This window comes from Megasphaera coli (assembly GCF_900095855.1).
Lineage (GTDB): Bacteria > Bacillota > Negativicutes > Veillonellales > Megasphaeraceae > Megasphaera > Megasphaera massiliensis_A.
The window spans coordinates 196,273-222,676 of the sequence record NZ_FMIY01000002.1 but is presented as its reverse complement, the minus strand read 5'-3'; the positions used below and the strand labels follow the sequence as shown (position 1 = coordinate 222,676).

Annotated in this window: 25 protein-coding genes; 1 reads left to right on the top strand and 24 read right to left on the bottom strand. The window is 51.2% G+C overall.

What is annotated here, in order from left to right; genetic code table 11:
* Positions 1–2: 2 nt before the first annotated feature.
* From BQ2674_RS01480 to BQ2674_RS01470, 3 genes are read right to left on the bottom strand one after another with little or no spacing between them, the layout of a single operon-like run.
* Positions 3–659 carry a ComF family protein gene (locus BQ2674_RS01480; RefSeq protein WP_075572104.1) on the bottom strand — a complete coding sequence of 219 codons (657 nt, stop codon included), beginning with the start codon at positions 657–659 and terminating at the stop codon, positions 3–5.
* Positions 653–2,818: an SF1B family DNA helicase RecD2 gene (gene recD2 / locus BQ2674_RS01475; RefSeq protein ID WP_075572103.1), complete on the bottom strand. Its 2,166-nt coding sequence runs from the start codon at positions 2,816–2,818 to the stop codon at positions 653–655. Before recD2 ends, BQ2674_RS01480 begins: the two co-directional genes overlap by 7 nt.
* Before the next feature lies 1 nt (position 2,819).
* A complete protein-coding gene (locus tag BQ2674_RS01470) occupies positions 2,820–3,092 on the bottom strand; it encodes a chorismate mutase (protein ID WP_075572102.1) in 273 nt (90 codons plus the stop codon).
* A gap of 345 nt (positions 3,093–3,437) precedes the next feature.
* Between BQ2674_RS01470 and BQ2674_RS01460 the strand changes: the two genes are divergently transcribed.
* On the top strand, positions 3,438–4,007 hold the full coding sequence (locus BQ2674_RS01460) for a helix-turn-helix domain-containing protein (protein ID WP_075572100.1): 570 nt from the start codon (positions 3,438–3,440) through the stop codon (positions 4,005–4,007).
* Positions 4,008–4,057: 50 nt separating this feature from the next.
* Here BQ2674_RS01460 and BQ2674_RS01455 read toward each other — a convergent pair whose 3' ends face one another.
* The 21 genes from BQ2674_RS01455 to BQ2674_RS01355 form a co-directional block, all read right to left on the bottom strand.
* Complete coding sequence (locus BQ2674_RS01455; protein WP_083222284.1) at positions 4,058–4,963, bottom strand: glycyl-radical enzyme activating protein; 906 nt, start codon at positions 4,961–4,963, stop codon at positions 4,058–4,060.
* Complete coding sequence (locus BQ2674_RS01450) at positions 4,950–7,319, bottom strand: glycyl radical protein (RefSeq protein WP_075572098.1); 2,370 nt, start codon at positions 7,317–7,319, stop codon at positions 4,950–4,952. The genes BQ2674_RS01455 and BQ2674_RS01450 overlap by 14 nt, the downstream gene beginning before the upstream one ends.
* Positions 7,320–7,560: 241 nt before the next feature.
* Entirely contained in the window at positions 7,561–8,595 is a 1,035-nt protein-coding gene (locus BQ2674_RS01445) for a threonine aldolase family protein (protein ID WP_075572097.1), read from the bottom strand.
* Between the two features lie 45 nt (positions 8,596–8,640).
* Positions 8,641–9,279, bottom strand: a complete 639-nt coding sequence (locus BQ2674_RS01440) for a hypothetical protein (protein ID WP_075572096.1) — start codon at positions 9,277–9,279, stop codon at positions 8,641–8,643.
* A 274-nt stretch (positions 9,280–9,553) separates the two neighbouring features.
* Positions 9,554–10,684: a DNA-processing protein DprA gene (dprA, locus tag BQ2674_RS01435; RefSeq protein WP_159427195.1), complete on the bottom strand. Its 1,131-nt coding sequence runs from the start codon at positions 10,682–10,684 to the stop codon at positions 9,554–9,556.
* Positions 10,685–10,688: 4 nt separating this feature from the next.
* Positions 10,689–12,206: a YifB family Mg chelatase-like AAA ATPase gene (locus tag BQ2674_RS01430; protein ID WP_075572095.1), complete on the bottom strand. Its 1,518-nt coding sequence runs from the start codon at positions 12,204–12,206 to the stop codon at positions 10,689–10,691.
* A gap of 3 nt (positions 12,207–12,209) precedes the next feature.
* A complete protein-coding gene (locus BQ2674_RS01425; RefSeq protein WP_075572094.1) occupies positions 12,210–12,575 on the bottom strand; it encodes a YraN family protein in 366 nt (121 codons plus the stop codon).
* Positions 12,576–12,876: 301 nt separating this feature from the next.
* The gene (locus tag BQ2674_RS01420; RefSeq protein ID WP_075572093.1) at positions 12,877–13,221 is read right to left on the bottom strand and encodes a histidine triad nucleotide-binding protein; all 345 of its coding nucleotides are present in this window, start codon (positions 13,219–13,221) and stop codon (positions 12,877–12,879) included.
* A 1-nt stretch (position 13,222) separates the two neighbouring features.
* A complete protein-coding gene (gene mtaB / locus BQ2674_RS01415; RefSeq protein ID WP_075572092.1) occupies positions 13,223–14,539 on the bottom strand; it encodes a tRNA (N(6)-L-threonylcarbamoyladenosine(37)-C(2))-methylthiotransferase MtaB in 1,317 nt (438 codons plus the stop codon).
* Positions 14,540–15,265: an RsmE family RNA methyltransferase gene (locus BQ2674_RS01410; RefSeq protein WP_075572091.1), complete on the bottom strand. Its 726-nt coding sequence runs from the start codon at positions 15,263–15,265 to the stop codon at positions 14,540–14,542.
* Positions 15,265–16,143 carry a 50S ribosomal protein L11 methyltransferase gene (locus BQ2674_RS01405; RefSeq protein ID WP_075572090.1) on the bottom strand — a complete coding sequence of 293 codons (879 nt, stop codon included), beginning with the start codon at positions 16,141–16,143 and terminating at the stop codon, positions 15,265–15,267. The genes BQ2674_RS01410 and BQ2674_RS01405 overlap by 1 nt, the downstream gene beginning before the upstream one ends.
* Before the next feature lie 60 nt (positions 16,144–16,203).
* The gene (gene dnaJ / locus BQ2674_RS01400) at positions 16,204–17,421 is read right to left on the bottom strand and encodes a molecular chaperone DnaJ (protein ID WP_075572089.1); all 1,218 of its coding nucleotides are present in this window, start codon (positions 17,419–17,421) and stop codon (positions 16,204–16,206) included.
* A gap of 25 nt (positions 17,422–17,446) precedes the next feature.
* Entirely contained in the window at positions 17,447–19,294 is a 1,848-nt protein-coding gene (gene dnaK, locus BQ2674_RS01395; protein WP_075572088.1) for a molecular chaperone DnaK, read from the bottom strand.
* 34 nt (positions 19,295–19,328) lie between these two features.
* Positions 19,329–19,928 carry a nucleotide exchange factor GrpE gene (gene grpE, locus BQ2674_RS01390; protein ID WP_075572087.1) on the bottom strand — a complete coding sequence of 200 codons (600 nt, stop codon included), beginning with the start codon at positions 19,926–19,928 and terminating at the stop codon, positions 19,329–19,331.
* 16 nt (positions 19,929–19,944) lie between these two features.
* On the bottom strand, positions 19,945–20,985 hold the full coding sequence (gene hrcA / locus BQ2674_RS01385) for a heat-inducible transcriptional repressor HrcA (RefSeq protein WP_075572086.1): 1,041 nt from the start codon (positions 20,983–20,985) through the stop codon (positions 19,945–19,947).
* A 230-nt stretch (positions 20,986–21,215) separates the two neighbouring features.
* Positions 21,216–23,117, bottom strand: a complete 1,902-nt coding sequence (locus BQ2674_RS01380; RefSeq protein WP_075572085.1) for a type I glutamate--ammonia ligase — start codon at positions 23,115–23,117, stop codon at positions 21,216–21,218.
* A gap of 100 nt (positions 23,118–23,217) precedes the next feature.
* Positions 23,218–23,709, bottom strand: a complete 492-nt coding sequence (locus BQ2674_RS01375; protein ID WP_075572084.1) for a GatB/YqeY domain-containing protein — start codon at positions 23,707–23,709, stop codon at positions 23,218–23,220.
* Between the two features lie 18 nt (positions 23,710–23,727).
* Positions 23,728–23,907, bottom strand: a complete 180-nt coding sequence (rpsU, locus tag BQ2674_RS01370) for a 30S ribosomal protein S21 (protein ID WP_006789398.1) — start codon at positions 23,905–23,907, stop codon at positions 23,728–23,730.
* 132 nt (positions 23,908–24,039) lie between these two features.
* On the bottom strand, positions 24,040–24,936 hold the full coding sequence (locus BQ2674_RS01365; RefSeq protein WP_075572083.1) for a lysophospholipid acyltransferase family protein: 897 nt from the start codon (positions 24,934–24,936) through the stop codon (positions 24,040–24,042).
* 10 nt (positions 24,937–24,946) lie between these two features.
* A complete protein-coding gene (gene lpxD / locus BQ2674_RS01360; RefSeq protein WP_075572082.1) occupies positions 24,947–25,969 on the bottom strand; it encodes a UDP-3-O-(3-hydroxymyristoyl)glucosamine N-acyltransferase in 1,023 nt (340 codons plus the stop codon).
* Positions 25,970–25,984: 15 nt separating this feature from the next.
* Positions 25,985–26,404, bottom strand: coding sequence for an OmpH family outer membrane protein (locus tag BQ2674_RS01355; RefSeq protein WP_075572081.1), 420 nt, complete (start codon positions 26,402–26,404; stop codon positions 25,985–25,987).

Here is a 26,404-nt window from a genome sequence, read left to right as displayed (position 1 = left end):
CCCTATGGCGCCGAGCTGGCGATGACGAGGCCCGTCACGGTTTGGGCCCCTTTTCGCTTCAGGATGGCCGCACAGGTTTGCATTGTCACGCCGGTCGTGTAAATATCGTCGACGAGAAGTATATGCTCGGCCATACGCCCGAAGGAGTGTTGGCAGGCAAAGGCCCGCTTTATATTTTCCTGCCGCTCCGCCTTTTGCAGACTCCATTGGGATGCCGTCGGACGGACGCGCTGCAGTGCAGGCATCCATACGAGTCCGTGCGACTCGGCCCAAGGCTTAAAGATGATGTCATTTTGATTGAAGCCGCGCTTCTTTTCCTTTGCCGGATAGAGGGGCACGGGAACGATCACATCACACGCCGTCAACCGTTCGGGCCACGGGAAACATTCGAGCATATAGAAAAAAGCGTCACCGTAATGCAGTTTGCCGTGATATTTCAAGCGGCTGACGGCACGACGCACGGCGCCGTCGTAATCGGCGAGGGCGTAACAGCCGTCAAGGCCGAGCCGCTTACGACTGCCGTTCAGCATACGAAAATGAAAGAGCTTTGCAGCACAGGGACTGCACCATTCTCCGTGCACCGCAACGGACGATCCGCAGCCGGGACAGCGGGGCGGATATATAATATTTTTCCACAGTTCCCCCAACCGCTTCAACATATTTCTTCCCCTCTCAGCCGCTGTGTCAAGAGCGTATGCCTTACAGCGGCGCGCCTGTTCTCCACGGCAAGGCGCAAAGCCCGTTTTGTGCCCATGAGAATGACCTGCTTTTTGGCGCGCGTCACGGCAGTATACAGTAAATTGCGCTGCAGCATGACGGCATGTCCGTCGACGAGGACGATAATGACCGTTTCGTATTCGCTGCCCTGGCTCTTGTGCACCGTTACGGCATAGGCCAAGGTTATTTCTTTTATATCGGCACCCTCGTATTTTACGTCCTGCTCGGCATAACGAACGAAGACGAAATCTTCTCCTACGGCGAATATCTCGCCCAAATCACCGTTAAAGACGCCTTTCTCATAGTTATTTTGCTTCTGCATGACCTTATCGCCCACACGAAAATGAAGGTCACCGCTCGTATACTCGCTCTTGCCGGGGACAGGCGGATTCATTTGTGCCTGTATGATTTCATTTAAAGAATCGACACCGCAAATCTGACGATACATGGGAGACAGGACCTGGACGGCGAACATATTGCCCCGTGCCCGTTCCTGTTCCTTTTTGTACACGTCGGCAATGCGCTGCGCGCCTTCTTCGTCGTCACCGATTTCAATGAAGCGAAACTCACCGTCCGTGCTGACAACGGGCATGGCGCCGCAGTTGATACGATGGGCATTGGTAACGATGACGCCGCCCTCTTCCTGCCGAAATATGGTGTCGAGCCGCACGACCGGCACCGCCCCGGAGGCAATAATGTCGTGTAAGACGGCACCGGCACCGACGGAGGCAAGCTGGTCCGCATCGCCTACAAAGACGCAGCGGCACTTTGAGTCGAGGGCCTGTAAAAGGCTGTCCGTCAATTCCAGATCGAGCATGGACACTTCGTCCACAATGATAAGATCCGCTTTGAGCGGATTTTCTTCCGTATACTCAAAAACCTGTTTCGTACCGACGTAGCCTGCAGGCACGAGAAGGCGATGAATGGTCTTCGCATCCCGCTCCGTCGTTTCCGCCAGGCGTTTGGCCGCCCGTCCCGTCGGTGCGCAGAGGATAATGCGCAGCCCTTCCTGCTCGGCCAGGCGAATAACGGTGCGCACAACCGTTGTCTTCCCCGTGCCCGGCCCGCCCGTAATGACGGAAAATCCCGACTGCAGCGACTGTTCCACGGCTTCACGCTGCCTGTCCGCCAACTTGATGCGATGTGTCCCCTCCTGGCGGCTGAGAAAGAGTTCCACGTGGGAGCGCAGTTTCAGCGGCGCCATACGGGCCATATCACGTATCCGTCCGGCAACGCGCAGTTCCGCCTCATAGGCGTCTGCCGTATAGACGTACGTAAGACTGCCGTAGTCTTCGGCCACGAGCTGTCCCGTCACAACACTCTCCGCCAGGACTTCCCGCAGGGTGAGTGTCTCGACGTGCAGCATGGCAGCAGCACGGCCGATGAGCTCATCTTCGGGAATGCAGACGTGGCCGTTTGCGGTCATATCGCGCAGGACATATTGCAAACCGGCGGCCAGCCGTTCCGCCGCCAAAGGCTCCGTGCCGAAAGCAAGGGCAATCTGATCGGCCGTCTTAAAGCCGATACCATCAATTTCACCGATAAGCCGATACGGCTCCTGCTCCAAAACGTAGGCCGCGTCGCTTTCATACTTGGCAAGAAGGCGCTTTGCATAGCGGCCGGAGATGTGGTGAGTCTCCAGTAAAAGTGCCAATTCATTTACTTGCCGCTCCGATTGCACGGAGGCCGTAATGGTGGCCAGCTTCTTCTCACCGATTCCGTCCACCTCGAGGAGGCGCTGCGGTTCTTCCGTCAAAATGTGCATGGTATCCGTACCGAAGGCGCGTACCAGGCGATGGGCCAAGGCGGGCCCCACCCCGTCGATTGCTCCGGAGCCGAGGAAGTGTTCCATTCCTTCGAGCGTATCCGGAAGGCGGCGCCGCCACCGTTCCGCCGCAAACTGGCGGCCGTATTTCTTATGCGTAACCGTGCGGCCGTTTACTGCGAGGCGATCACCCACAAAAGGCTTGACACCGTTTCCCGTAACGGTAAGCGTCATCCCGCCGTCATCCCTCTTTATGCGAAAGACGACGTAATCCGAATCGGGCGACTCAAAGAGAATGCGCTCCACTATGCCTTCCAGTTGTTCCGTCTCCGCCATATCAATCCCTCTTCATTTTCACGCGCTCGTACGCCTTGCTCTCATCCATAATAGCCTCGTATATATGCCGGATAAACGGCACCGTTTCCTTGTCGGCAGCCCGTTCGGCCACCTTTGCGAGGATCGCCGCTTCCCGCACGCCGTCATGAACGGCCAGGTGGTTTGTTTCCTTATAAGCGGCCACGGCTGCGACGACCTGCAGCCGTGCTTCGAGAAGGGCTGTTATTTTCTCATCTATTTTGTCGATTTCATTGCGGCATGCATCAAGATTCATCTGTATTCCCGTTCCTTTAAGGTTTAAAGCCTGTATATTTTGATTATACCCCAGAATCCGTTTAAAAACTATCCGTATTTCTCTTGCAAAGAGCTGTGTTCTTGCGCATACTGAACGGCAGAAAGGATATATCACCGCCGCTGCATTCGGACGTATGATCGGGGCCATTGAGCATCGATTCCGGCAGGAATATCCTTTTTTCTATGCCTAAAAAGAGAAATTGCTTATTTTTGCGGTTTCTGAAACAATATGTTATAATTCGTCCATATAAGATGGCGTCGGAAAGAAACCGGACACCCCGCGGAGCCATACCGCAGCCGGAAGAGGAGACGAGAAGAGATCACGATGAAGTATGATAAAGATACATATGATCCTATTACTGAAATAGGCAAAGTATTAAAGAAAATACGCCGCGAACGTGCTTTAACCTTGGATAATACTGCTGAACTGACCGGCGTAAGCAAAACGATGCTCGGTCAAATCGAACGGGGCGTTTCGGTTCCGACTATTTCGGTTCTTTGGAAAATCGCCAAAGGGCTGCAGTTATCTTTTTCTACCCTTCTTAACGAGCCGGAACACGACTATGAACCGGCGCATATTACGACGGATATACAGCCTGTGTATAATGAAAACCGCTCAATGCTGCTGTACAATATTTTTCCTTTTTCTCCGATTCGCGGTTTTGAATACTTTTATATTATCCTTAAGCCTAATACAACGCATCATTCGGAACCGCATCGCGAAACGGTGGAAGAATATATTGTAGTAACAAAGGGTGTATTGACATTGACCTTAGAAAATAAGGTTTTCAAACTCGCGGCGCCGGCGAAAATAAATTTCCCCTGTAACATCCGACATGCTTATGCCAACGAAACGGAGGAAGACGTCATTTTCCACAATCTCATGAAATACTGAAAGCAAAAAGAGAGCAGTCTCGTCCGTTAACACGAAACTGCTCTCTTTTTTCATTTATATGACACTATTTTTACATCTTCCGAATGTATTATATCCTCTGCTTTTTTCACCTCTTCCGGTGTGGGAGAGCGAAACCCGTCATTTTTATATAGGATCCCTAATTGCCGGTATTTATCTGCTCCATATTCATGGTACGGCAACAATTCTATTTGGGGATTCGGAAGATGTTGCCTGACAAAAGCCGCACTTTTCCTGATATTGGAATCGTCCCCGTTCACTCCCATAATCAAGGGAATACGGATGACGATCCGTTTTCCTGCCGCACCGAGCAGTTTGATATTTTCCAAAATAGAAGCATTATCTACGCCCGTATAATACTTGTGTTTTTCCCTGTCCATCAACTTGATATCTATGAACAGCAGGTCCATCCGTTCCAATACGGGCCGAACCGTATCCAAGTCAAAATATCCGCTTGTCTCCATTACCTGGCTTATGCCCATATCGTACAGTTTCCGTGACAATGCACAAAGAAATTCCGTCTGGAAGGTACACTCGCCGCCGGAATAAGTCACGCCGCCGCCGGATTGTTCAAAAAATATGACTTGCGATTCCAAGAAAGATATTGTTTCTTCAACAGTCACCTCGTACAGACTGTTTCTTCGAGCCCCTGTCGGACAGGCTGTCACACACATACCGCATCCGCTGCAGTCCCTTCCGGCTTGTTCTTTATCCAGATCATAGGAGAGACGGTCAGGACAAACGGCACTGCACGCATTACAGGCAAGACACCTCGAAGAATCGTACAGGATCCGGTTTTTCAGACTGTACCCTTCCGGATTCGCACACCATTTACAGCGAAGCGGGCATCCGGCAAAAAAAATGACTGTACGGATACCGTCCCCGTCATTCACGGAATAATGCTGCAGCTGAAGGATTTTCCCTTTAGAGTCCATCATGTACACTCCTGCGGATGATTGAATCCTGCAGAATTTTAGACAGGTGTACAAACTGTGTACTGTAACCGGCTACCCGGACCAACAAATCTCTGTAGTTTTCGGGATGTACCTGTGCGTCCAGGAGCGTTTCCGTAGATAACGTGTTGAACTGGACATGAAAAGCTCCCATATCGAAGAACGCCAGGACGGCAGCGGCAAGATTACTGCGTCCCCGTTTAGTGCCGACCAGTTCATGACCAAGGCGAATATTCAGCAAAGTACCGCCGGAATGAATATCCTGATTCATTTTTGCCGCCGATCTCATGGCAGCCAAAGGCGTAGAAATATCTGTCCCCGCAACGGGAGAAACACCTTCCGAAATCGGCTCTCCCGCCTTTCTGCCGCAGGCGGTAGCACCGATAACCCGGCCTGTAGGAATGAAATTGGAAATTCCCATAAAGGCACTTGTAAATCGACTGCCGTAAATATCCGTATATTTCCGGGTCTCTTCATAAAAATGATTGGCAATCTTGCGTGCAATATCATCAACAAAATTATCGTCGTTACCGTATTTAGGAGCTTTGATAGCTAAAGCCCGCAGCTTTTCATACCCTGCCCAATTTTGATCCAGGGCGTTCAACAATTCATCTGCAGTGCAAACCTTATCAACATAGACAAGCTGTTTGATTGCAGCCAGGCTGTTCGCCGTTTCCGCCAAACCGATTCCGGTAAGCACCGGTCCTATATTATATTTTGCTCCTCCATCTACCAAGTCCCTGCCGCTTTCCAGACACTCACCGAATAAAGCCGAAAAAAGAGGCCGCGGAATCATCATTTTCTGTAATTTTTGAGCAACCAGGGTACCGGCAACGGAGATGGCAATCAAATTATCGAATTGTTTGAAAAATGTATCCTCAATTTCTTCATAGTTTTTAAATTTACGCGTGCGTTTCAAAGCCAGGCCCATCCGTTTCCCTGTAAGACGGCTTTTACCGCCGTTAGTTGCATATTCCAACGCACTGCTGAAATTGACGTTGACCGTACTGGTCCATTCAAAGGTCTTACGAAAATGAGGTACAACACAGCCGCAATTATTCCAGTCACGGGCGTCTGCCGTTTCATAGCCCAAATTCTTCAGCATGCGATAACCGGTTTTGTCACTGTGAATGGCAGGAAATCCGGTTCCCTGCGCAACCAATTCCATGACGGCGTCAATGAACTTGCGCGGGCTGTCCCCTGAAATTCGTACGGAAAGCCCCGGCTGATGCGTCTTTACTTCCGATGTTGCCTTTAAGGCCAAGTAGCTGAGCTCATTCGTAGCATCCTTCCCGTTCCGGTCGCTGCCTCCGACAGTGAGATTCTGAAACTGGTTGTACCCGGCGAAAAAATCTGCCGTATTGGCGGAAATAGTCCAGACCCATTCAGATAATTTCAACCAATAACATTCGATCAGTTCCAGGATTCCCTCGTCATCATGAAGCTTATGTTTTATATCATACTGATAATACGGATACATATACTGATCAAACCGTCCGGGATTTAAGGATAACGGATTTTCCATCAAAATACCGCCAAGCTGGTAAAACCAGATCATCTGCAACGCTTCCCGGAACGACTTCGGAGGAAATTCGGGAACATGACGGCAAGTACGGGCAATTTCCTTTAATTCACCCTTGCGAATCGTGTCCTTTTCACTTCTCGCCAGTGAGTCCGCCTTGTCGGCATAGCGGCGGGCCAATATGATTAATCCTTCACTTACTGAAATGACCGAATCATAAAATTCCGTTTTCTCCCGATCTCCCGGCCGAGAAAGATGCAGCATACGTTTTTTTGCTTTACATTCCTCAATAATACCCCGGAATCCTTTAGGAAACAGGCCGTCTTCATAATCCGGCGTAATTTCACCGACAGACTGCCGCCACTTTGAGTCAATGTCGATAATTCCGGTATCTACGGCGACTTTGGCAATCTCTTTAGGCAGCTGTGCCAAGTATGCCTCTTCCAGAGAGCGTCCTTTCCAATACGGAAAGATATGCTTCCGTACGAATCGCCGCTGTTCTTCCGTCATCTCATAAGGATCTTGTACACGTTCGGAAAAGGTATCCATTTCCTCATCTACCCATGTCCAGGAAAACTCGGGCGTCAGAATGCCGCATTTGCGGAATTCACCTACAGCACCAACGATCAGTTCGCCGGGAAAGATCGTGACAACCAACTGCTCGCAAACGGATTTAAAAGCCTTGGCCCTGCGTATGATCGGAGATTCCCCTTCCGTCTTTTTATACGCCTCCGTCCAGATCCTCGCCCGTTCATACGAAATATGAGGCTTACTGTTTATATAATTGTCCTTTGCCGCCTGAATTCGTTCTGTCAACATATCTTCACCTCCATAATACGTTATAAAGTTTATAAATCAATTATAACATACAAACATTGTAAAAATAAATAGCCCCTATTACTGATTTCCGGTCAGTCACAGCAATCGGAAACCTCGGAACAGTCCCACTATGTCCGGTTATATAAGCTGCATTTTTTCTTCATCATGTATCTCTTGATTGCCATAAAATATTCGATAAAAAGAAAAAGAGCACCCTCGTCGAGTGCCCTTACGATAATATTTACAGTTCACGGACAGCAGCCAAAAGCTGTTCCACATCTTCTTCTTTTGTCGCCCAGGACGTGCAGAAGCGCGTCGCAATCTTTCCGTCTTCCACGTCGGCAAAGTGGTCGAAACTATACGTTTCGCTCAATTTTTTAAACTGCTCTTTTGTAAAAACGGGCAGCTGCTGATTTGTCTCATGGTCATAGAGGAAGGCAAAGCCTGCGTCTTTGAATCCCTGATGAAGTTTAACCGCAAGGTCGGCAGCGTGTTTTGCGAGCTTCAAATAGAGGCCGTCCGTAAAAAGCGTCTCATACTGTATGCCCAAGAGCCACCCCTTGGCGAGGAGGGCGCCGCGCTGTTTGACATGATACGGAAATTCCCGTTTTAATGTTTCGTCCTGTATAACGACGGCTTCGCCGAAAAGAGCACCCTGTTTCGTACCGCCGACGGTAAAAACGTCGCAGTACTGCGCCACGTCTTCCAGCATAAGGTCATTGCCGGGTGCCGTAACGGCATAGCCCAGACGGGCTCCGTCGATGAAGAGAAGGATCCCGTACTTCTTGCAGGCCTTGTAAAGCTCGCCCACTTCCGCCCTGGAATAAAGGGTACCCACTTCCGTCGTCTGGGAAATGTAGACCATGCCCGGTTGGACAATGTGCGTTTGATGGGTATCGTCCGCGTAAATGCGGCACTGCTTTTCAATGTCTTCGGGCCGCAGCTTGCCGTCAGGCGTGTGTATACTCATAACCTTATGGCCCGTAAGCTCAATAGCGCCTGCTTCATGAGTGTTAATGTGGGATGTGACCGGTGCCAACACGCCTTGGTAATTCTTGAGAGCTGCGCCGATAATCGTCAGGTTCGCCTGCGTCCCGCCGACAACAAAGTGAACATCGCTTTTTTCAGTCCGGCATGCTTCTTTAATCAGCTTACGCGCATTCTCACAATGCCGATCCGCACCATAGCCGGGATTCTGTTCAAAGTTTGCCTTTTCTACGGCTGCTAAAATCTGCGGCGCCGCACCTTCCAAATAATCGCATTCAAATCGTATCATACGCTCCGCCTCCGTTCTTTCGGCATAATCAACAATTAAGTTCCTTTACTTCTTCGCTCTCTTAGCCTGTATCAGCATTTGTGTTACTGCCGGCAACAAATCCGCATTTTCACCGTCATGCCCCAAAACGAGAACTACGTCCGCAAGGGAATCGCCTTGCCGGACAATGATACGGATTGTTTCGGTGAAGTCTGCCTGATTGATGAAAATCCGCTTTTCCACGGCGCCTGTATAGAAGGTCGTACCGTTCACGGTCTGCGCCTTTACGGGCTCCGTCAGATAGTACTGACGAGGCAGTTTTGCCTGCAGGGCCGCGTTAATTGAGCTCGCAAGCGACGTGCCTTTACTGCTCGTGCCGACAAGTGTCTGTACTTCGTAGGCATTTAATCTGTAGTGCAGCATATAGCCGTACTGGAAAGCTCCCTGATCGGCCTTTACGAGCTGATATGTCTGCGGCGTATTGCCCGGCAAGACGCGGGCAAGAGCCGTGACCATGTCGTTATCAGCCGTATCCGCAATCAAAACGGGCTGTGTCCCCGCTTCCATATAAAGGTCGTTCGGTACGGAGACGGTGCCCCAGTTTTCGAGAACCGTCCCGGTACCTTTATTTTTGTCCTTCGCCGCGACGGGAAACGTCGCAACCATGAGTGCCGCCAACAGGCAGACGAACAGTTTAGTTTTCATATGTATCCCTCTTTACTGTAATACTATAGCTGCTACAAACGTTCTTTATATCCGTTCCCTTTTACCTAGAATAAAAGAGGTGCTGTCTTGGCACCTCTTTTATTAACCGCCTATCTTTCAATTGCCGTCAACGGCAATATAGATATATACAGTGTACTGCAAAAAACAAAAGATTGCAAGCGGATAATACCGCAGGAATGCGGAGTTTACGCCGTTCTTATTTATTTTCAAATATTTCCGCAACGAGGGATACGGCTATGCGGTCCGGCCATAACTATTTTAAACAGGACTTTGCGGAACGCATGTACATGCCGCCCTTCATATCCACAATGTCCTTCAGCTGCAGGGAAAGGAGAAGTCGTGCCACGGCGTCTGCGGCCATATTCGTCCGCATTGCCAATTCTTCTGCCGATACGGCCTCGTCAGTCCGCAAGATCTCCCATAATCGTGTTTCCTCGTCACTCAGGGAAACAGCCGCTGCGGCGCTGCCCGATTCTTGCGCAATCGCCTCTATCCAGCCGTATTCGCCAGCCACGTCGCTTGCAGCCGTATAAGCTTGGGCACCGTTTCTCAGAAGACCGTTCGTACCGCGCGAAGTTCGGGAAAATATACTGCCCGGAACGGCAAAGACGTCGCGCCCCTCTTCAAGAGCAAAATCAGCCGTAATCAAAGCACCGCTGCGTATATCCGCTTCGACGACGACAGTACAGCGCGACAAGCCGGCAATAACGCAATTACGGCGCGGAAAATTTTGTGCCAACGGCTCTATGCCGAAGGGAAACTCCGAGCACACGGCACCGCCGCCGTCGATAATACGCTCAAAGAGCTTCCTGTTCTCATGCGGATATATCCGGTCCTGTCCGCAGCCTGTGACGACAATTGTCCTGCCGCCGCCGCGCAGGGCTCCTTCATGAGCTTTCGTGTCGATGCCTCTGGCACCGCCGCTGACAATGACTGCCTCAAATTGTACAAGCTCCGTACCGATGAGTTGGGCTGCATTGAGACCGTACGGTCCGGCCCTGCGTGAGCCGACGACGGCAACGGTTCTCTCGCTTTGCAGTGCCGGCCCGCGCCAGTAAAGAACAGGCGGCGGATTGCACGTCTCCCGCAGCAAAGCGGGATAGTCCGCATCGTACCATGTAATAAGTGTTACACCGTATGTTTCTAAATTTCTCAGCAGCTTTTCACCGTCAAAAATACGGCGCTGCGCCGAGAACGCTTCCAAGGCGGTTGGGGAAAGTGTCAGGCGCTCCGCCGGCCCCAGCCAAATGTCTTCGGCCGTGCCGAAACGGGCCAGAAGTTTGCGAATCGTCGCCGGCCCCCAGCCGTGCACGGACGCAAGCGCTGCCAAATATATTCGTTCTTCCTGCGATACCGGCCGATTGCCATTTACCACTTCTTTCACGGCATCACATCCTCTGCAGCGTATCTCTGTAGCTGACGGTCTCGGCAATATGTTCTTCGCCGATTTCTTCGGCACCGGCCAAATCCGCAACCGTACGGGCCACCTTAATGAGGCGGTCATAACTGCGCGGACTCAGTTTAAGCTTATGAAAAACATCGTGCAGCAGCTTCTCGCCGCCTGCCGTAATGCGGCACGTTTCTCTGATTTCGCGATGTCCCATCATGCCGTTATTGCGTATACCGTACGGGTATAGCCGCCTTTCCTGCCGCTCTCCCGCAGCCAGTACACGGTCTCTGACAGTGCTCGACGCTTCCTGACGAGCAGGCGACGTAAGCTCTTCATACTTGGGCCGTTCGACGGTTACATGCAGGTCGATTCTGTCCAGAAGAGGACCTGATATTTTTCTCACATAACGCCTAATTTCTCCGGACGTGCAGGCACAAGGCTTGTCCTTGTCGTGCAGATAGCCGCACGGGCAGGGATTCATGGCGGCGATCAACATAAATTGGGCCGGATAGGACAGGGCCGCGTTGACACGTACCAAGTGAACCACCCTGTCTTCCAAGGGCTGACGCAGTACTTCCAGGACGGAGCGGGAAAATTCGGGCAGCTCGTCGAGAAAGAGGACGCCCTTATGGCTGAGCGTCACTTCCCCCGGTTTCGGTACGGAACCGCCGCCAATGAGGCCTGCTGCCGAAATGGTGTGATGCGGACTGCGGAAAGGGCGTTCCAAAAGGCGCCCTTCCTTGTGAAAGAGTCCGGCAACACTGTAAATTTGTGTCACTTCCAAGGACTCTTTTATATTCATGGGCGGTAAAATCGTCGGAATTCGCTTGGCAAGCATGGATTTTCCCGCACCCGGCGGACCGACCATAAGCAGGTTGTGCCCGCCGGCGGCAGCGATTTCCAAGGCTCTTTTGGCAATGACCTGTCCCTGAACTTCGCTGTAGTCCACACTGTATTGCGGTATATCGGCCGTACTGTCGCGGCCGGCGGCGGCCTTAATTTTCCGTACGCCCCGCAAGTGTTCTATGAGGGCCGAAAAATCGGGCGTTTCATATACAGTTATATTTTCGCACAAGAGAGCTTCACCCACATTGTCCGGACTGACGAAGACGTGCGTAAATCCCCGCTCCGCCGCGGCCAGGACCATGGAGAGGACACCTGCTACCGGTCTGACGCCGCCGTCCAGGGAAAGCTCACCTATAAACAGCGCCTTTTCACAGGTCTCCCCGCTTATTTGCCCGCTCGACACCATGAGGGCGACGCCTATGGCCAGATCCAGACCGGCGCCTTCCTTTTTCATGTCCGCCGGCGCCAGGTTCACTGTAATCCGCCGCATAGGAAACTCGAAGCCGCTGTTTTTCACGGCTGCGCGAACACGCTCCTTCGATTCTTTTACGGCTACCGTCGCAAGACCCACAATATCAAAAGCCGGCAAGCCGTTAGCTATATCCGATTCTACCGTAATTAAATGGCCGTGCAGCCCCAAAACGGATGCTCCGAAAATACGCGCAAACATAGGTCACTCCGCCGTAAAAGCATGTATAATATGACGAACGGCAACAGGCCGTCCCGCCCTTTTTAAGATTTCCACCACATCAAAACGGCACGGTGATTGCCAAAGACCGTGCTGTGCCAAATACACTTGGGCAATTCTGACAATTTTCCGCCGCTTATAAAAAGCAACCGCCTCGGAAGGCAAACCGTATTCCAGAGAGTGCCGCGATTTTACTTCCACAAAGACAAGTGTATCTCCGTCTTTGGCAACAATATCTATTTCGCCGACAGCCGTGCGGTAATTAACGCAGCAAACGGTATAGCCCTTGGCCTGTAAAAGTTCCGTCGCCTTTTTTTCACCTACAAAGCCGAAGATTTTGTCCCTGTCCACATCGCGCGCCTCCTCTTACGGCTTTTACTATATAGGACGGTTCTGAGTATTTGCTTAAAAGAAAGATTAAAATCTACAGAGCAGGAAAAAAAGTTCCCCTGACACATAATTGCCGGTCCTGTCAGGGGAATATCCAAAGCTTGCCGTTATGTATTATTTTTCAAGGATCACCTGTTTATGCGTCTCCTCTTCATTCTCTTATAACCCTTTAATCGCCAAAAAAGCTATTATGCCGACCAAGGCGATAAGAGCGACGACGCGAATTGTCGCGAGTAAGGGCCGTTCTTTCCGGGCAGCCATCTTATACTCCCGGCCAAGCCATTTCTTTGCCGCCTAAAATATGCGCGTGCATATGATGAACCGTCTGTCCCGCCTTTTCGCCTGTATTAAAGACGACACGGTAACCGTCTTCGGCCAAGCCCAATTTCTCAGCGACCGTCCGGAGGGCAAAGAGCATCTTTCCCGCCACGTCGCCGTCCGCTTCCGTCAAAGCCGCAATACTTTTTACGTGTTTTTTCGGAATAACCAGTACATGTACGGGTGCCACAGGCGCAATGTCTTCAAAAGCATAAAAAGTATCGTCTTCATAAACTTTCCTGCTCGGTATTTCGCCGTTGATGATTTTGCAAAAAATGCAGTCTTCCATTTTAAGAAACCTCCTTTATATTGCCTGTCAATACGGAACCGTCACGGCCCGTCAGCAGAACATTTATAATACGGCCGCATTCATAATCGGCCGGAACCTCTGCACGCACCCGTTCGTAGTGCTCCGAAAAGCCTTCGCCCATAGCATTCTCCACCGACTCCAAAAGAACCTGCACTTCCTGCCCGATCATGCCGTCTAAAATAGCTTCCTTTTGCCTGACCGACATGGCGTTTATCTGTTCGACACGCTTCTTCTTGACGTCACCGCTCACTTGTCCCGCCATGACTGCCGCCGGCGTACCTTGGCGCGGTGAATAGGGAAAAGCGTGAATGTGGGAAAAATTCAACTGCTCCAAGGCTTTCACGGTTTCCGCAAAACGCTCGTCCGTCTCGCCGGGAAAGCCGAGGATAAGGTCCGTCGAGACTGTGAGACCGTGTACTTTTTCGTGAAGCCTGCGAACCAGATTAATATACTCTTCAGTCGTATAGCGGCGGTGCATGGCGCTTAAAATCGCATCGGACCCGGACTGTATGGGCAAATGCAGATGCGGACAGACACGGGGCGACGAATTGATGGCGTCAATGAGATCGTCACTGATTTCAACGGATTCAATGGACCCCATGCGAATGCGGGCAACGTCCGTCTCCGCCAAAAGACGCCTCAAAATGAGTGCCAATGTAGGCCGTTCGGGAAGATCAATGCCGTACGCTCCGAGGTGAATGCCCGTGAGAACGATTTCTCTAAACCCGAAGGAGACAAGCCGCTTCGCCTCGGCAATAACCGCATCGGGCCGGCGCGATTTAAGACTGCCCCGCGTATACGGAATAATACAGTAGGAGCAAAAATTATTGCATCCTTCCTGTATTTTCAAATCCGCCCGCGTATGCTCCACTGCCGACGGATAGAGAGGAATTTCTTCAAAGGTATCGCGCCCCATGACGTCATGGACGGCAAGAACCGCTTCGGCCTTTGCCCTGCCCAAGAGGCTCCGAACAATGGTGACGATATTCTTGCGCTCATTCGTGCCTATAACGGCATCCACATCGGGAATGGCCGCCAACACGTCAGGACTCAGTTGGGCATAACAACCCGTCACGACGACAAGTGCCCCTTCGTTGTTTTTCTTCGCCCGCCTGATGATTTGGCGCGACTTCTTTTCACCCATGTGCGTGACGGAGCACGTATTGATGACATACACGTCGGCACGGCCGTTAAAGTCCGTCTCCGTAAAGCCTTCCGCAAAAAACAGACTGCGCATGCTGTCCGTGTCATATTGATTTACGCGACAACCGAGTGTCGTAAAAGCAATCGTCGGCATTTACACGAATCCTCTTTCGTACATAATGATGGACACTGCCGCAACGGCTGCCGTTTCGGCCCGCAAAATACGCGGCCCCAACGATACGGTCACGCAGTCTGCGGCGCTGCGAAGCAAATCAATCTCCTGCGGCGCATACCCCCCTTCAGGACCGATGCAAATGACCGTGTCGCGGCTCGCTCCTTTTCGGGCCGCGTCCGTAACGGGCGCCGTTTCAAACTCGTAGGGGACGAGAAAAAAGTGGGACTTGAAAGATTCTATCAGCTCGGGAAGAGTCTTTACCGCTTCTACGGCAGGTACATCGAAGCGGCCGCATTGCTTTGCCGCTTCCAAAGCAATTTTTTGCCATCTCCTGCGCCGTTCGGCACGGCGATCGTCATTTAATTTTACTACACAGTGTTCCATTTGTATAGGAACGATGCGGTTCACGCCCAATTCCGCGGCCTTCTGTACGGCCCATTCAAATTTGTCGTTTTTAAGGAGCGCCGCCGCCAGGACAAGATCCGCTCCTTTTTCCGGTGCTTCCTTCGTCTGCTCTATAGGACGCAGGAGCGCCCTGTCTCCGTCAACGCGAATAATTTCACATGTAAACTCGGCGCCCCTGCTGTCCGTCACGTACAGCATATCGCCGACGGAAGCGCGCAAAACACGCATGACATGATACGTGTCGTCGGTGCTGAGGCTAAATTCTTCTGCAATGGGAAAATTCGTAAATAAGGTACGCATCAGTCTCTCCTCATAGTGACGGCATACCAGCCGTCCCTTAATTCTTCCTCAATCATAGTCAGTCCCCGCTCTTTTGCGGCAAGGCGCACTTCGTCAATGCGTTCATCAATAATACCGCTGCCGATAAATATTCCACCCGCCTTTAAATAGTCGCATACTACGGACAATACTTTTAAAATCGCCTCGGTCACCAAGTTGCCGACGATGACGTCGGCCTGCTGCGCGGAGTCGTCCACGTTGCTAAGCAAGTCGCTCTGCGCCGCTATTACCGTCTCTCCGACATCATTGAGCTTTGTGTTGATCACCGCCCGGCCGACTGCCGCCTCATCAAGGTCGACGGCTCGGACGACTGCCGCACCGCATTTCGCGGCACCTATAGCGAGAATGCCCGTACCCGTGCCGATATCGATGACGGTGTCGCCGGGACGCACATGCTTCTCCACGGCGCCAAGACACATGCACGTCGTCGCGTGCAGGCCGCTGCCGAAGGAAGTCCCCGGATCGATGCGCAACACAATTTTATCTGCTTTCTCTTTTATTTCTTCCCACGCCGGGACGACTGTAAAACGTTCGGTCACATCGGCAGCATGAAAAAATTTCTGCCATTCGTACAGCCAATCGTCATCTACGGGGCCGTTACAAGTCAATTGATATAAGGGCCAACCGGGATTGTCCCGCCATAAGGCGTCAAGGCGGCGGTATATGCCGGCGAGGGACGTTTCCGCCTTTTCATGAGGAATATATACATCAAGCGAAACGGTTCCGCCGGTTACTTCATCGTGAATAACGAAGCCGCCGGTCCCGCATTCCCATAAAAGGAGAGAAACTATATCGACCGCTTTTTCCGGAACAACAAGTTCTATTTTTTTCCACTGCATGGAGCCGTCTCCTCTATCAAAAAAGCTGCGGACATTTATCGGTTGCCCGCAGCTGTATCGTTATATTTCGGCCGTAAATTGACGGTATCCCGCTGCAAAGCGGCTGCGAACATACTCAATCAACTTATTCCAAAATCTTCCTTTTTTAGTTTTTTTTTTATTTTCACCCTCATCGTCAAGAAGCCAGTCTTCGCCGCTTTCCCTGCCAAATTCTCTGAGCAGTTCCTTTTGCTTGGCACTTAGCCGCTTCGGCGTGGCGATGTTGATCTGTACATGATGATCGCCCCGTCTGTCTCTGGACCCCAGTACGGGCACACCCTTCCCTTTAATACGGAAAAGTGTTCCCGTCTGCGTGCCTGCAGGAATTTTCAGGTCAATTTTTCCGTCCAGTGTTTCCACGCGAATGGTCGCCCCCAAAGCGGCCTGCGTGAAGGATACGGACTGCTTGGAAATGACGTCATTGCCGCGTCGTGTAAACTGTCCGTCTTTGCGCACAAAGATGTAAACATACAAGTCACCGTGACCGCCGCCGTGCGTTCCCGGTTCTCCTTCACCGGCAACACGCAGACGAGCACCGTCGTCGACACCGGCCGGAATCTTGATTTGCAGTTTTTTGCGAACCTTGACGGTTCCCGTTCCATGGCAGGCATTGCATTTCTTTTCGATGATCTTACCTGAACCGCCGCAATGGGAACACGTACGGACATTGACCATCTGGCCGAAAGGCGTATTTTGTACAACCCGCTGCTGCCCCGTGCCGTGACAAACCGGGCAGGTGTCCACCCGGCTGCCCGGTTCCGCTCCGTTGCCGCGGCATCGGCCGCATGTATCTTCCTTCGGCACCTGAATTTCCATTTCCGCGCCGAAGGCGGCCTGCTTAAAGGAGATATCTATGTCATAGCGCAAGTCCGCCCCGCGCTGCGGTCCGTTCGCTTGTCCGGAACGACCGCCGCCGCCGAAAAAGGATTCGAATATATCGCCGAAGTCGCTGAAACCGCCTTGACTGAAACCGCCGAAACCGCCGAAGCCGGCGGCACCGGTGCCGCCGTTTTGGAAGGCTTCAGGACCGAATTGGTCATACTGCGCACGTTTCGTCTCATCTGACAACACGCTGTACGCTTCATTGACTTCTTTAAATTTTTCTTCCGCCTCTTTCGGATTATCCCGGTTCTTGTCGGGATGATACTTAATGGCAAGTTTGCGAAAAGCCTTCTTTATATCGGCTTCACTCGCATTCTTGGAGACGCCGAGGACTTCATAATAATCTTTTTTACTCATTATAGGCAGCCCCTTCTGTTACATCTTATTTCTGATCGTCGTCGACCACCTTATAATCCGCATCAACTACGTTGTCGTCCTGTCCTTGCGCCGCATTGCCCTGCGGCTGTTCGGCCTGTTGTTGCGCCGCCTGCTGAGCTTCGGCCTGTTTGTACATGTCGCCGGTCAATTCATACAAAGGCTTGGTCAAGGCTTCCGTTGCACTCTTAATGCGTTCCGTATCATCCGACGCGATAGCTTCCTTCAAGGCCGCAATCTTGTCTTTCACGTCGGCAACCTTAGTCTGATCTCCCTTGTCGCCTACTTCCTGCAAGGTCTTTTCCGCCTGGTATACGAGTGTATCGGCGTTGTTCTTTACTTCAATCTTTTCTTTGCGCTTCTTGTCTTCCACTTCATGAGCCGCCGCTTCCTTGACCATGCGGTCGATTTCGCTCTGGTCGAGACCGGACGAAGACGTAATGGTGATCTTCTGTTCCTTTCCTGTACCAAGATCCTTGGCGGAAACGTTTACAATGCCGTTGGCATCAATATTGAAGGCAACCTCAATACGAGGTACGCCGCGCGGTGCCGACGGAATGCCCGAGAGTTCAAAGCGGCCGAGCGTTTTGTTGTCCGCCGCCATTTCACGTTCTCCTTGCAGAACATGCACGTCAACAGACGGCTGATTGTCGGCAGCTGTAGAGAATATCTGCTTGCCTTCCGTAGGAATGGTCGTGTTGCGTTCAATAATCTTCGTAAATACGCCGCCCAGCGTTTCAATACCGAGGGACAGCGGCGTTACGTCGAGAAGCAGTACGTCTTTGACATCGCCGACGAGAACACCTGCCTGAATAGCCGCGCCGATAGCAACACATTCATCCGGATTGATACCCTTGTCCGGTTCCTTGCCGAGAACGGATTTGATCGCTTCCTGGACTGCCGGAATACGGCTGGAGCCGCCGACGAGAATAATCTTATCGATTTCATTGATTGACAGGCCGGAATCGGCGATTGCCTTACGTGTCGGTTCCATTGTCTCCTGAACGAGGTCTGCCGTCAATTCGTTGAATTTAGCACGCGTCAAGGTGAGATCCAAGTGCTTCGGCCCGCTTGCGTCGGCCGTAATAAAAGGCAGGTTGATATTCGTCGACAAGACGGTGGACAATTCGATTTTTGCCTTTTCGGCCGCTTCTTTCAGGCGCTGTTCCGCCATTTTATCCTGTGAAAGGTCGATTCCCGTCTGGGACTTAAATTCGGAAACCATCCAGTTCATAACGGCATTGTCGAAGTCGTCGCCGCCGAGATGAGTATTGCCGTTCGTCGCCTTTACTTCAAATACGCCGTCCCCCAATTCGAGAATAGACACATCGAAAGTACCGCCGCCCAAGTCGAAGACAAGGATCTTGCCGTCGCCGCCTTTGTCAAGGCCGTATGCCAAAGCTGCCGCCGTCGGTTCATTGACGATACGCAGTACGTCGAGACCGGCGATTTTACCGGCATCCTTCGTTGCCTGGCGCTGGCTGTCGGAGAAGTACGCCGGTACGGTAATGACCGCCTGTGTTACTTTTTCACCCAGATACGATTCGGCATCTTCCTTCAATTTCTGCAAAATCATGGCGGAAATTTCTTGCGGCGTGTAGTCCTTGCCTTCCACTTTTACAGTGTAGTTTTCACCCATATGCCGCTTAATGGACGAAACCGTATTTTCCGGGTTGGAAACGGCCTGGCGCTTAGCAAGCTGTCCGACGAGACGTTCACCCGTCTTGGAAAAACCGACAACCGACGGAGTCAGCCTCGAGCCTTCCGTGTTTGTAATGACCGTAGGTTCGCCGCCTTCCATGACTGCGACTACGGAGTTTGTCGTTCCTAAATCAATACCTATTACTTTTGCCATTCTAAATTCCTCCTCTAATTATGACACGATTGAATTAACCGTTAAATGCTACTTTTACCATGGCGGGACGAATAGTCGTGTCCCCGAGCAGATAGCCTTCCTGCAAGACCTCCGCTACTGTATCGTCAGCGTATCCCTCAACGGGAGCACGCATAACTGCTTGATGATAAACCGGGTCGAAAGGCTTGCCCAAGGCTTCCATCTTTCTGACGCCGGCTTTTTCCAAAACGTCCGTGAGCTGCTTGTAAATCATTTTGCAGCCTTCCATAAAGGCCTTGACTTCCGCACTTTGCTCTTCTGCCGGTACTTGCAGGGCCCGTTCAAAATTGTCGATGACCGGCAGGATTTCCGCAATCAGTTCGCTTTTTACGGTATCAGCCACTTGCAGCCGTTCTGCGGCGGAGCGTTTTTTGAAGTTGGCAAAATCAGCCTGCAAACGCATGTACTTTTCCTGCACTTCCTTTACGGCAGCGGCAGCTTCTTTCTTTTCTTCCTGCTCTCCGGCCGCTTCTTCCGGAACTTCTTCCGTCTCCGTTCGGCTGCAGACGGCTGCATCGTCCTCAACCGTTTCTCTTGCCGGCACAGCCGTCCGGTTTTCTTGTTCTTCTATCTCTTTTTTCCCGTTTTCACTCATTCTTCCAATACCCCTCCTACTTGTCGTCGCGATAGTGTGTCAGGATTTGCGTTACATGTTCCTTCATAAACTCAAGCAAACCGATAATCTTGGCATATTCCATGCGCGTCGGCCCGAGTACGGCGATCTTGCCGAGGACTTCATCATCACCGCGAAAAGTCGCTTCAATAATGCTGCAATCATTGAGCGGCACAGGCGAACGGTCATCACCGATGCGAACGACGACGGATGAATCCCCTTCCTGTCGTCCTTCATTCAATAAATCGACAATTTTCTCCCGTTCTTCCAACATGCCGAAGAGGGAAAGAGCTTTATCGACATCCCGAAACTCCGGTGCGTTGAGCAGCTCCATCGTACCGCCGCGGTACAATTCCTGTTTGCGGAACGATTGGTGCAGCGAACGAAAAGCCGTACGGTACAAGTCCAAATCGCCGACGATGTCACCGCGAAAACTATCCAGCAGTTCGGCCGTAATCTTATCGAGCCGCATACCGGTCAGACGGTTGGTCAACTTTTCGGCCAACAGATTGAGCTCGTCCATATCTACATCGGCGGGCTTGGCATAAATGCTGTTTTCCACTTCACCCGAGTCCGTAACTACCAGCATAATGGCACGCCGGTCATCAAGGGGCACGAAGCGTATGTACTTCAGTTTTGCCCCGATTTGCCGCGGCGCGACGACAAGAGTCACGTTATGAGTTATCTTGGCCAGCACTTTTGCCGTAGATTGAAAAATTTGATCCACGTCTTCGAGCTTATCTGCAAACCACGATTGAACAAGGCGTTTTTCGTCTTCCCGAATCTTTGCCGGCTGCAACAGGCAGTCGACATAAAAACGATATCCCTTTGCCGACGGTGTCCGACCTGCCGATGTATGAGGCTGCTCCAAGTAGCCCATCATTTCTAAATCGAACATTTCATTCCGTATGGTTGCGGCGCTGATGCCTAAATTATATTTACGTGCCACTGTGCGCGACCCTACGGGTTCGGCGGATGTTATATAATCCTGAACAATGGCTTGTAATATTTTTTGTTTTCTTTCATCCAGTTCCCGCATGCTCGCCCCTATTCAAACCGTTAGCACTCAAAATATCAGAGTGCTAACGACTGTATACAAGATATCATGATTAAAATCGTTTGTCAATAGATTTTAAGCCAAAAACAGCATTTTTAGTCAAAAAGTCAAAATCGTTTTTCCGTCTTTTACACACTCTCACACGACAAAGAGCAAAAGAGCGGATTCCCATGCGCAGGAACCCGCCCTTTTTCTGACTACAACTCATTTTTTTAAAATGCGTTATGCGAATATTCATAATAAAGTTCGTTCAATTCATTCATCTTCTTCGCCATGAGTATCTGCAGATCCGAAGCCGTGTCGTAGTCTTTTACGGCCAGGGCTTTCTTAATCTGTGTGAAAATGGACAGCTGCTTATCCGTATCGCGCCCCAACTCGGTGCGCAGCGCATTGATTACCTGCCACCGTTCTACCTCCAGAGGATTCGTGTCGGTGCCGGTGTGCAGTATTTTGGCGGCAATGACCTTTTCCAGATTGTCCGGCACAATGCGGTACTGCAGCTCCAAGACCCACCGCTTCAAAGCTCCCTCCTTAAAGGACTCCATAACCCGTTTGGCGAAGACGGAACATGCCAAATTATCGATTTTTTCTGGGTAAAGGCTCAAGGCCTTGAAGTTCTCCCAGACCGTCGCCGGCGCCTTGCCGAACATAGTATTTCGTTCTTCTTCCGTATAGTTTTCAAAAACGTCCACCTCGGAACGGTATGCCCGTGCCGCTTCCAAGTATTCCGCCGCGTCACCGGGCTTTTTGGAGAGCTCCGCCAAGAGTTCGCCCGTCGACTTGTGCTTTATCAGGGCATAGCGGATGCCGTCCAAGGCGGCCAGATAGAAGAGGGCAATGGCGATGTACGTATTTGTAAAGGGGTTTGGCGAACGCATTTCAATGCGCGTCGCCTTCGGGCTGACGGCGTTACGGATGAGGCCGGCCAGGATGGATCGGTTTCGCGTCGGCACGTCCGGCGTTTCCCCGCCCAGGGCGGCGACGATGCACACAGGCGCTTCAAAGCCCGGCTGCAAGCGGTTAAGCGAATCCGTTGTAGCGGAAATAAAGGGATTAATAACCTCGTAGTGCTTCAAAATCCCCATGATTGCTCCATAGCCGAGAGACGAGAGGAAATCCTTCTGCATATCGTCCGGCGTAAAGAGATTCACGTATTTACCGTTTTTCAGGACGGCTCCCATACCGATATGCGTATGCTCGCCGTTACCGGCCACGCCGTGGATGGGCTTTGCCTGGAAGGTAACGTCCAGGCCGTTTTCACGAAAGGCTTCGCGAATAATAATACGCGCCTGAATTTCATTATCCGCCGTCTGTACGGGGTCGGACGAGAATTTCCAATCCACTTCCAGCTGTTCCAGGACAAAGATGAGTTTTCCCGAATCGTCAATGTGGGCCTTAATACCGCCCACCTCCTTATGACCCATTTCCGGTTCCAGGCCGTATTGGGCCAGCCGTTCCACAGCTTGTTCCAAAGCAGTACGGACATCGCCGTGTGTGCGCTGCCAATACTGTTCCTGCAGCTTCTGCGATGTTGAAAGCAGACGGGAAGCTACTTCTTGGCTGGGCGACTTGACCCAGAATTCCAATTCCGTTGCCGTCGTGAAAACGATTTTCTCGATATCGTCGGGATGTATCGTCAAACCTTGAATACCGTTTTCTTTGATCAGCTTCAGCACTTCTTCGCCGACGTAATTTGTCGTATTGCGCAGGATGGAGCGGGAATCGATGAAGCCCGTCGCGTGCTCGAGAAAGCTCGGAATGCGCAAGGTACCGACAGGCTTGCCCGTTTCTTCATCAATATTGCCGCAGTTATAGTCGACAAACCAGTTAACGTCGGGATCGGCCTTGATATCGACGCGGGCGTTCGACAATGTGGCAATACCGGGCAGGACAACGGAAGAACCGTCCGTCTGAAAAGCGGAACCGTCAAAAAAGCTTTCATACTCTTTGAAGAACAGAGAGATGGGAATTTTTTCATCCGTATCGTTTCCTGCCAAGTCGACACCGACAAGTGAAACGAATTTAATTTCCCTGTGCTGTTCTAAAAGGGCCAAAACGCCTTCTTTACCATATTGTCCTGCAGGAATTACGTAAAGCAAATTATCCGTATTCATACTGCTCCTCCTTCATCTACAAAAAAAGACTCCGCACCTGCCCGGTGTGGAGTCCCCGTTGACTCGATTATATGGTATTGTCCAAAATTACGGTTTTATCTTACAATCGATTCATCCGTTTGTCAATAGAATTCCGAAGCTGTCGGTTCTGCAATAGTTCTCTTACAGTCTGTGAAATAACCTTGCCGTCGGCCTTTCCCTGCACGTGCGGCATTACGGCTTTCATGACGGTACCCATGTTCAGGTCTGCAGTCGCCATACCTTCCATGACACCGCGCACAACCGCTTCCACTTCTTCTTTGGAAAGCTGTCCGGGCATATACCGTTCAAGGACGGCCATTTCCGCTTTAATCTGTTCGGCCAAATCCGCACGACCGGCTTTTACGAAATCTTCAAGCGATTCTTTCCGCTGCTTCATTTCTTTCGCAATAACCGTTCCGATGCCGACATCGTCGAGTTCACATTTTCCGTCGATTTCCGCATTGCGAATGGAAGACCGAACCATACGGATGACTGCCAGCTTCGTCTTACCGGATTCTTTTTCTTTCATTGCGGCCTTCATATCCTGCAGCAATGTTTCCTTTAACGACATGCTACCAACCTTCTTGAATTATGCTTTAAACTTGCGTTTCCGCGCCGCTTCGGATTTTTTCTTCCTCCGAACGCTCGGTTTTTCATAGTGCTCGCGTTTCCGGACCTCCGAAAGGACGCCTGCTTTTTGGCAAGAACGCTTAAAACGGCGCAAAGCGCTGTCCAAGGTTTCGTTTTTACCGACTCTGATTTCTGCCATTTCTCTATCCCTCCCTCCAAAAGTATCGTTAGGGAGTGCTCTTGTGCACACATAAAAATTATACTCAAAAAGCGCTGTTTTGTCAATTCCGCACGGTTTACCGCAACCGGCGCAAGCAAGGTAAACAATTCCTTAAATCCGCTCTTTTTCTTGCCGCCTCTTCGTCCATTTCCAGCGGTTATGAAGCCAAAACCAGTCTGCCGGGTACTTGCGGATATGCGCTTCCAAAATATCGTTCAATTTCTGCGTTACTTCGTAAATGCGTTCTTTTTTTTCGTCTTTCGTCAGCTCTTCACTGTCGGCAAAAATGCGAAAGGGCTGCTGTACTTCGATTATATGATGATAAGGACGATCTTCATGAATAAAAATGGGCACAATATGGTAATTTTTTATGGCCGCCAGCTTGGCCGGCCCGTCGGCAGTTAAGGTAGGTTTGCCGAAGAGTTTCACCATAATCCCCGCATAACCCGGATCCTGATCCATGAGCAGGCCGATGTATTTGCCTTCGCCGAGAAAGCGCACCATATCACGAATCCCCGTCTTGTACGTCACGTGTTGATGCATCATTTCCCGATACTCGTTAATAAAGACGTCGGAGCCGCCGTTTTGCTGCTGCGCTACGGAAATGAGGGGATAGCCGCTCATAGCCAGCCAGGCACCCAAAAGTTCCCAATTCCCCGCATGAGATGCCATAAACACGGCTCCTTCGCCGCTTGCCTTCAATGTATCGAGATATTCCTTCCCCAGTACCGTAAATTTATTGAAAAATCCCTGTTTTACCAGGCGCGGATAGGATAACACCTCGACGATCATGGGGCCGAAGCGAAGACTGCTCGCTTTGGCGATGGCCATGGCCTCATCGGGTGAATCGGTCAGTTTACAGTCCAGTATTTGCCGCTGCGCCAGGCTCTTCCGCTTCCGCGGCACGAAGGCCCAAAAGAAAGCGCCCAGCTCCTTTCCCAGTCTTTCCCGCCAACTTTTCGGCACGTTGCAGATAATAAAGCTGAGAATTTTCATAAGCCTGTACATAAACGCCTCTTTATTCTTTACCTTCCAAGGCGGCAAGACGCTTTTCCAGCCGCTTTACCGTCTTGGCCAGATCGGGCAGACGCCGCAGATACACTTGTGTGCGGCTCCATTCCATATGCGGTTGCGCCGGAAAGCCGGCGTTAATCGTATTGCTGGGTACGTTACCGATGATGCCGGACTTGCCCGCAAAAGTAACGTTGTCACCGATTGTAATATGACCGGTGCAGCCGGTCTGTCCCGCAAAGGTAACGTGATGCCCCGTCTTCGTACTGCCGGCAATACCCGTTTGGGCAATGACAAAGCAGTCTTCACCGATTTCCACGTTGTGACCCAAGTGGACAAGGTTGTCGATTTTTGTACCTCTGCCGACCTTCGTGCTCCCTAAGGTACCGTTGTCGATAGCTGTGCCGGCACCGATTTCCACGTCATCACCGATAACGACATTCCCGATCTGGGGAATACGCGTATGCACACCGTCTTTCGTGGCAAAACCGAAGCCTTCGCCGCCGATGACGGCATGTGAGCGGATGACGGCGTTTTTACCGATGACCGTGTTTTCAAAGATGACGACACCCGGATAAATGACGGCACCTTCGTCAATGCGCACGCGGTCGCCGATGAAAACATACGGGTAAATAACGCTGTTTGCGCCGATATATACTTCTTTGCCTATAACGGCATAGGCCATGACGGCCGTATTGTCCCCCAGTACGGCCGTTTTATCGATAACGGCCGTAGCGTGAACTCCCTTCTCTACGCTTTGGCGCGGATGAAAGAGTTCAAGCAGTTTCGAAAAGGAAAGGCGGGGTGTATCTACGAGGATGAGAGTATTGTCGCCGGCAGGCACTTCTTTTTCCACAATAACCGCACCGGCATGGATCTTAGGCAAATACTCCGTATACGGGTCGACGGCAAAAGTGATGTCGCCGGCTTCGGCTTCGGCCAACCCTTTTACATCTTCAATAATACGGGTTCCGTCACCGATAACGCGTCCTCCCAGAAATTCCGCTAACTCTTTTACCGTCCTTTTCACCGTAAACACACCTCTTTATTGTAATTCGGCTATTAATTCGTCCGTTACATCAATACCGCCCTTCGGTACGACTCTCTGGTCGACAATGATGCCGACATCTTTCTTTTTAGCGATTTCCGCCAACTTTCCGTCAACGTCCGCCTTAAACTGGCGCTGAATGCCGGCACTGTATATTTCCAGCTCCTGCCCCTGCTTTTGCTGTTCTTTCTGAAAGTCTTCTTCACTCATAGACAGCTTGTCCTGTTCCAGTTTCTTTTGAATTTCTTCCCGTTTTGCTTCCCGTTTTTCTATATACCGTTTTGCCAGAGGTGCTTCTTTTTGTACGCGCACCGTATCGACTACGCCCACATTGTCCTCACTGCCGCAGCCGGCCAAAACGCCTGCGGCCAACACCGTCAACACAAGGGCTGTAAATTTCTTTTTTATTGCTTTCAT

Coding starts and splice junctions, on each gene's coding strand:
- BQ2674_RS01480 (WP_075572104.1), bottom strand. CDS start 659: ATGTTGAAGCGGTTGGGGGAACTGTGGAAAAATATTATATATCCGCCC.
- recD2 (WP_075572103.1), bottom strand. CDS start 2,818: ATGGCGGAGACGGAACAACTGGAAGGCATAGTGGAGCGCATTCTCTTT.
- BQ2674_RS01470 (WP_075572102.1), bottom strand. CDS start 3,092: ATGAATCTTGATGCATGCCGCAATGAAATCGACAAAATAGATGAGAAA.
- BQ2674_RS01460 (WP_075572100.1), top strand. CDS start 3,438: ATGAAGTATGATAAAGATACATATGATCCTATTACTGAAATAGGCAAA.
- BQ2674_RS01455 (WP_083222284.1), bottom strand. CDS start 4,963: ATGATGGACTCTAAAGGGAAAATCCTTCAGCTGCAGCATTATTCCGTG.
- BQ2674_RS01450 (WP_075572098.1), bottom strand. CDS start 7,319: ATGTTGACAGAACGAATTCAGGCGGCAAAGGACAATTATATAAACAGT.
- BQ2674_RS01445 (WP_075572097.1), bottom strand. CDS start 8,595: ATGATACGATTTGAATGCGATTATTTGGAAGGTGCGGCGCCGCAGATT.
- BQ2674_RS01440 (WP_075572096.1), bottom strand. CDS start 9,279: ATGAAAACTAAACTGTTCGTCTGCCTGTTGGCGGCACTCATGGTTGCG.
- BQ2674_RS01430 (WP_075572095.1), bottom strand. CDS start 12,206: ATGTTTGCGCGTATTTTCGGAGCATCCGTTTTGGGGCTGCACGGCCAT.
- BQ2674_RS01420 (WP_075572093.1), bottom strand. CDS start 13,221: ATGGAAGACTGCATTTTTTGCAAAATCATCAACGGCGAAATACCGAGC.
- mtaB (WP_075572092.1), bottom strand. CDS start 14,539: ATGCCGACGATTGCTTTTACGACACTCGGTTGTCGCGTAAATCAATAT.
- BQ2674_RS01410 (WP_075572091.1), bottom strand. CDS start 15,265: ATGCGTACCTTATTTACGAATTTTCCCATTGCAGAAGAATTTAGCCTC.
- BQ2674_RS01405 (WP_075572090.1), bottom strand. CDS start 16,143: ATGCAGTGGAAAAAAATAGAACTTGTTGTTCCGGAAAAAGCGGTCGAT.
- dnaJ (WP_075572089.1), bottom strand. CDS start 17,421: ATGAGTAAAAAAGATTATTATGAAGTCCTCGGCGTCTCCAAGAATGCG.
- dnaK (WP_075572088.1), bottom strand. CDS start 19,294: ATGGCAAAAGTAATAGGTATTGATTTAGGAACGACAAACTCCGTAGTC.
- grpE (WP_075572087.1), bottom strand. CDS start 19,928: ATGAGTGAAAACGGGAAAAAAGAGATAGAAGAACAAGAAAACCGGACG.
- hrcA (WP_075572086.1), bottom strand. CDS start 20,985: ATGCGGGAACTGGATGAAAGAAAACAAAAAATATTACAAGCCATTGTT.
- BQ2674_RS01380 (WP_075572085.1), bottom strand. CDS start 23,117: ATGAATACGGATAATTTGCTTTACGTAATTCCTGCAGGACAATATGGT.
- BQ2674_RS01375 (WP_075572084.1), bottom strand. CDS start 23,709: ATGTCGTTAAAGGAAACATTGCTGCAGGATATGAAGGCCGCAATGAAA.
- rpsU (WP_006789398.1), bottom strand. CDS start 23,907: ATGGCAGAAATCAGAGTCGGTAAAAACGAAACCTTGGACAGCGCTTTG.
- BQ2674_RS01365 (WP_075572083.1), bottom strand. CDS start 24,936: ATGTACAGGCTTATGAAAATTCTCAGCTTTATTATCTGCAACGTGCCG.
- BQ2674_RS01355 (WP_075572081.1), bottom strand. CDS start 26,404: ATGAAAGCAATAAAAAAGAAATTTACAGCCCTTGTGTTGACGGTGTTG.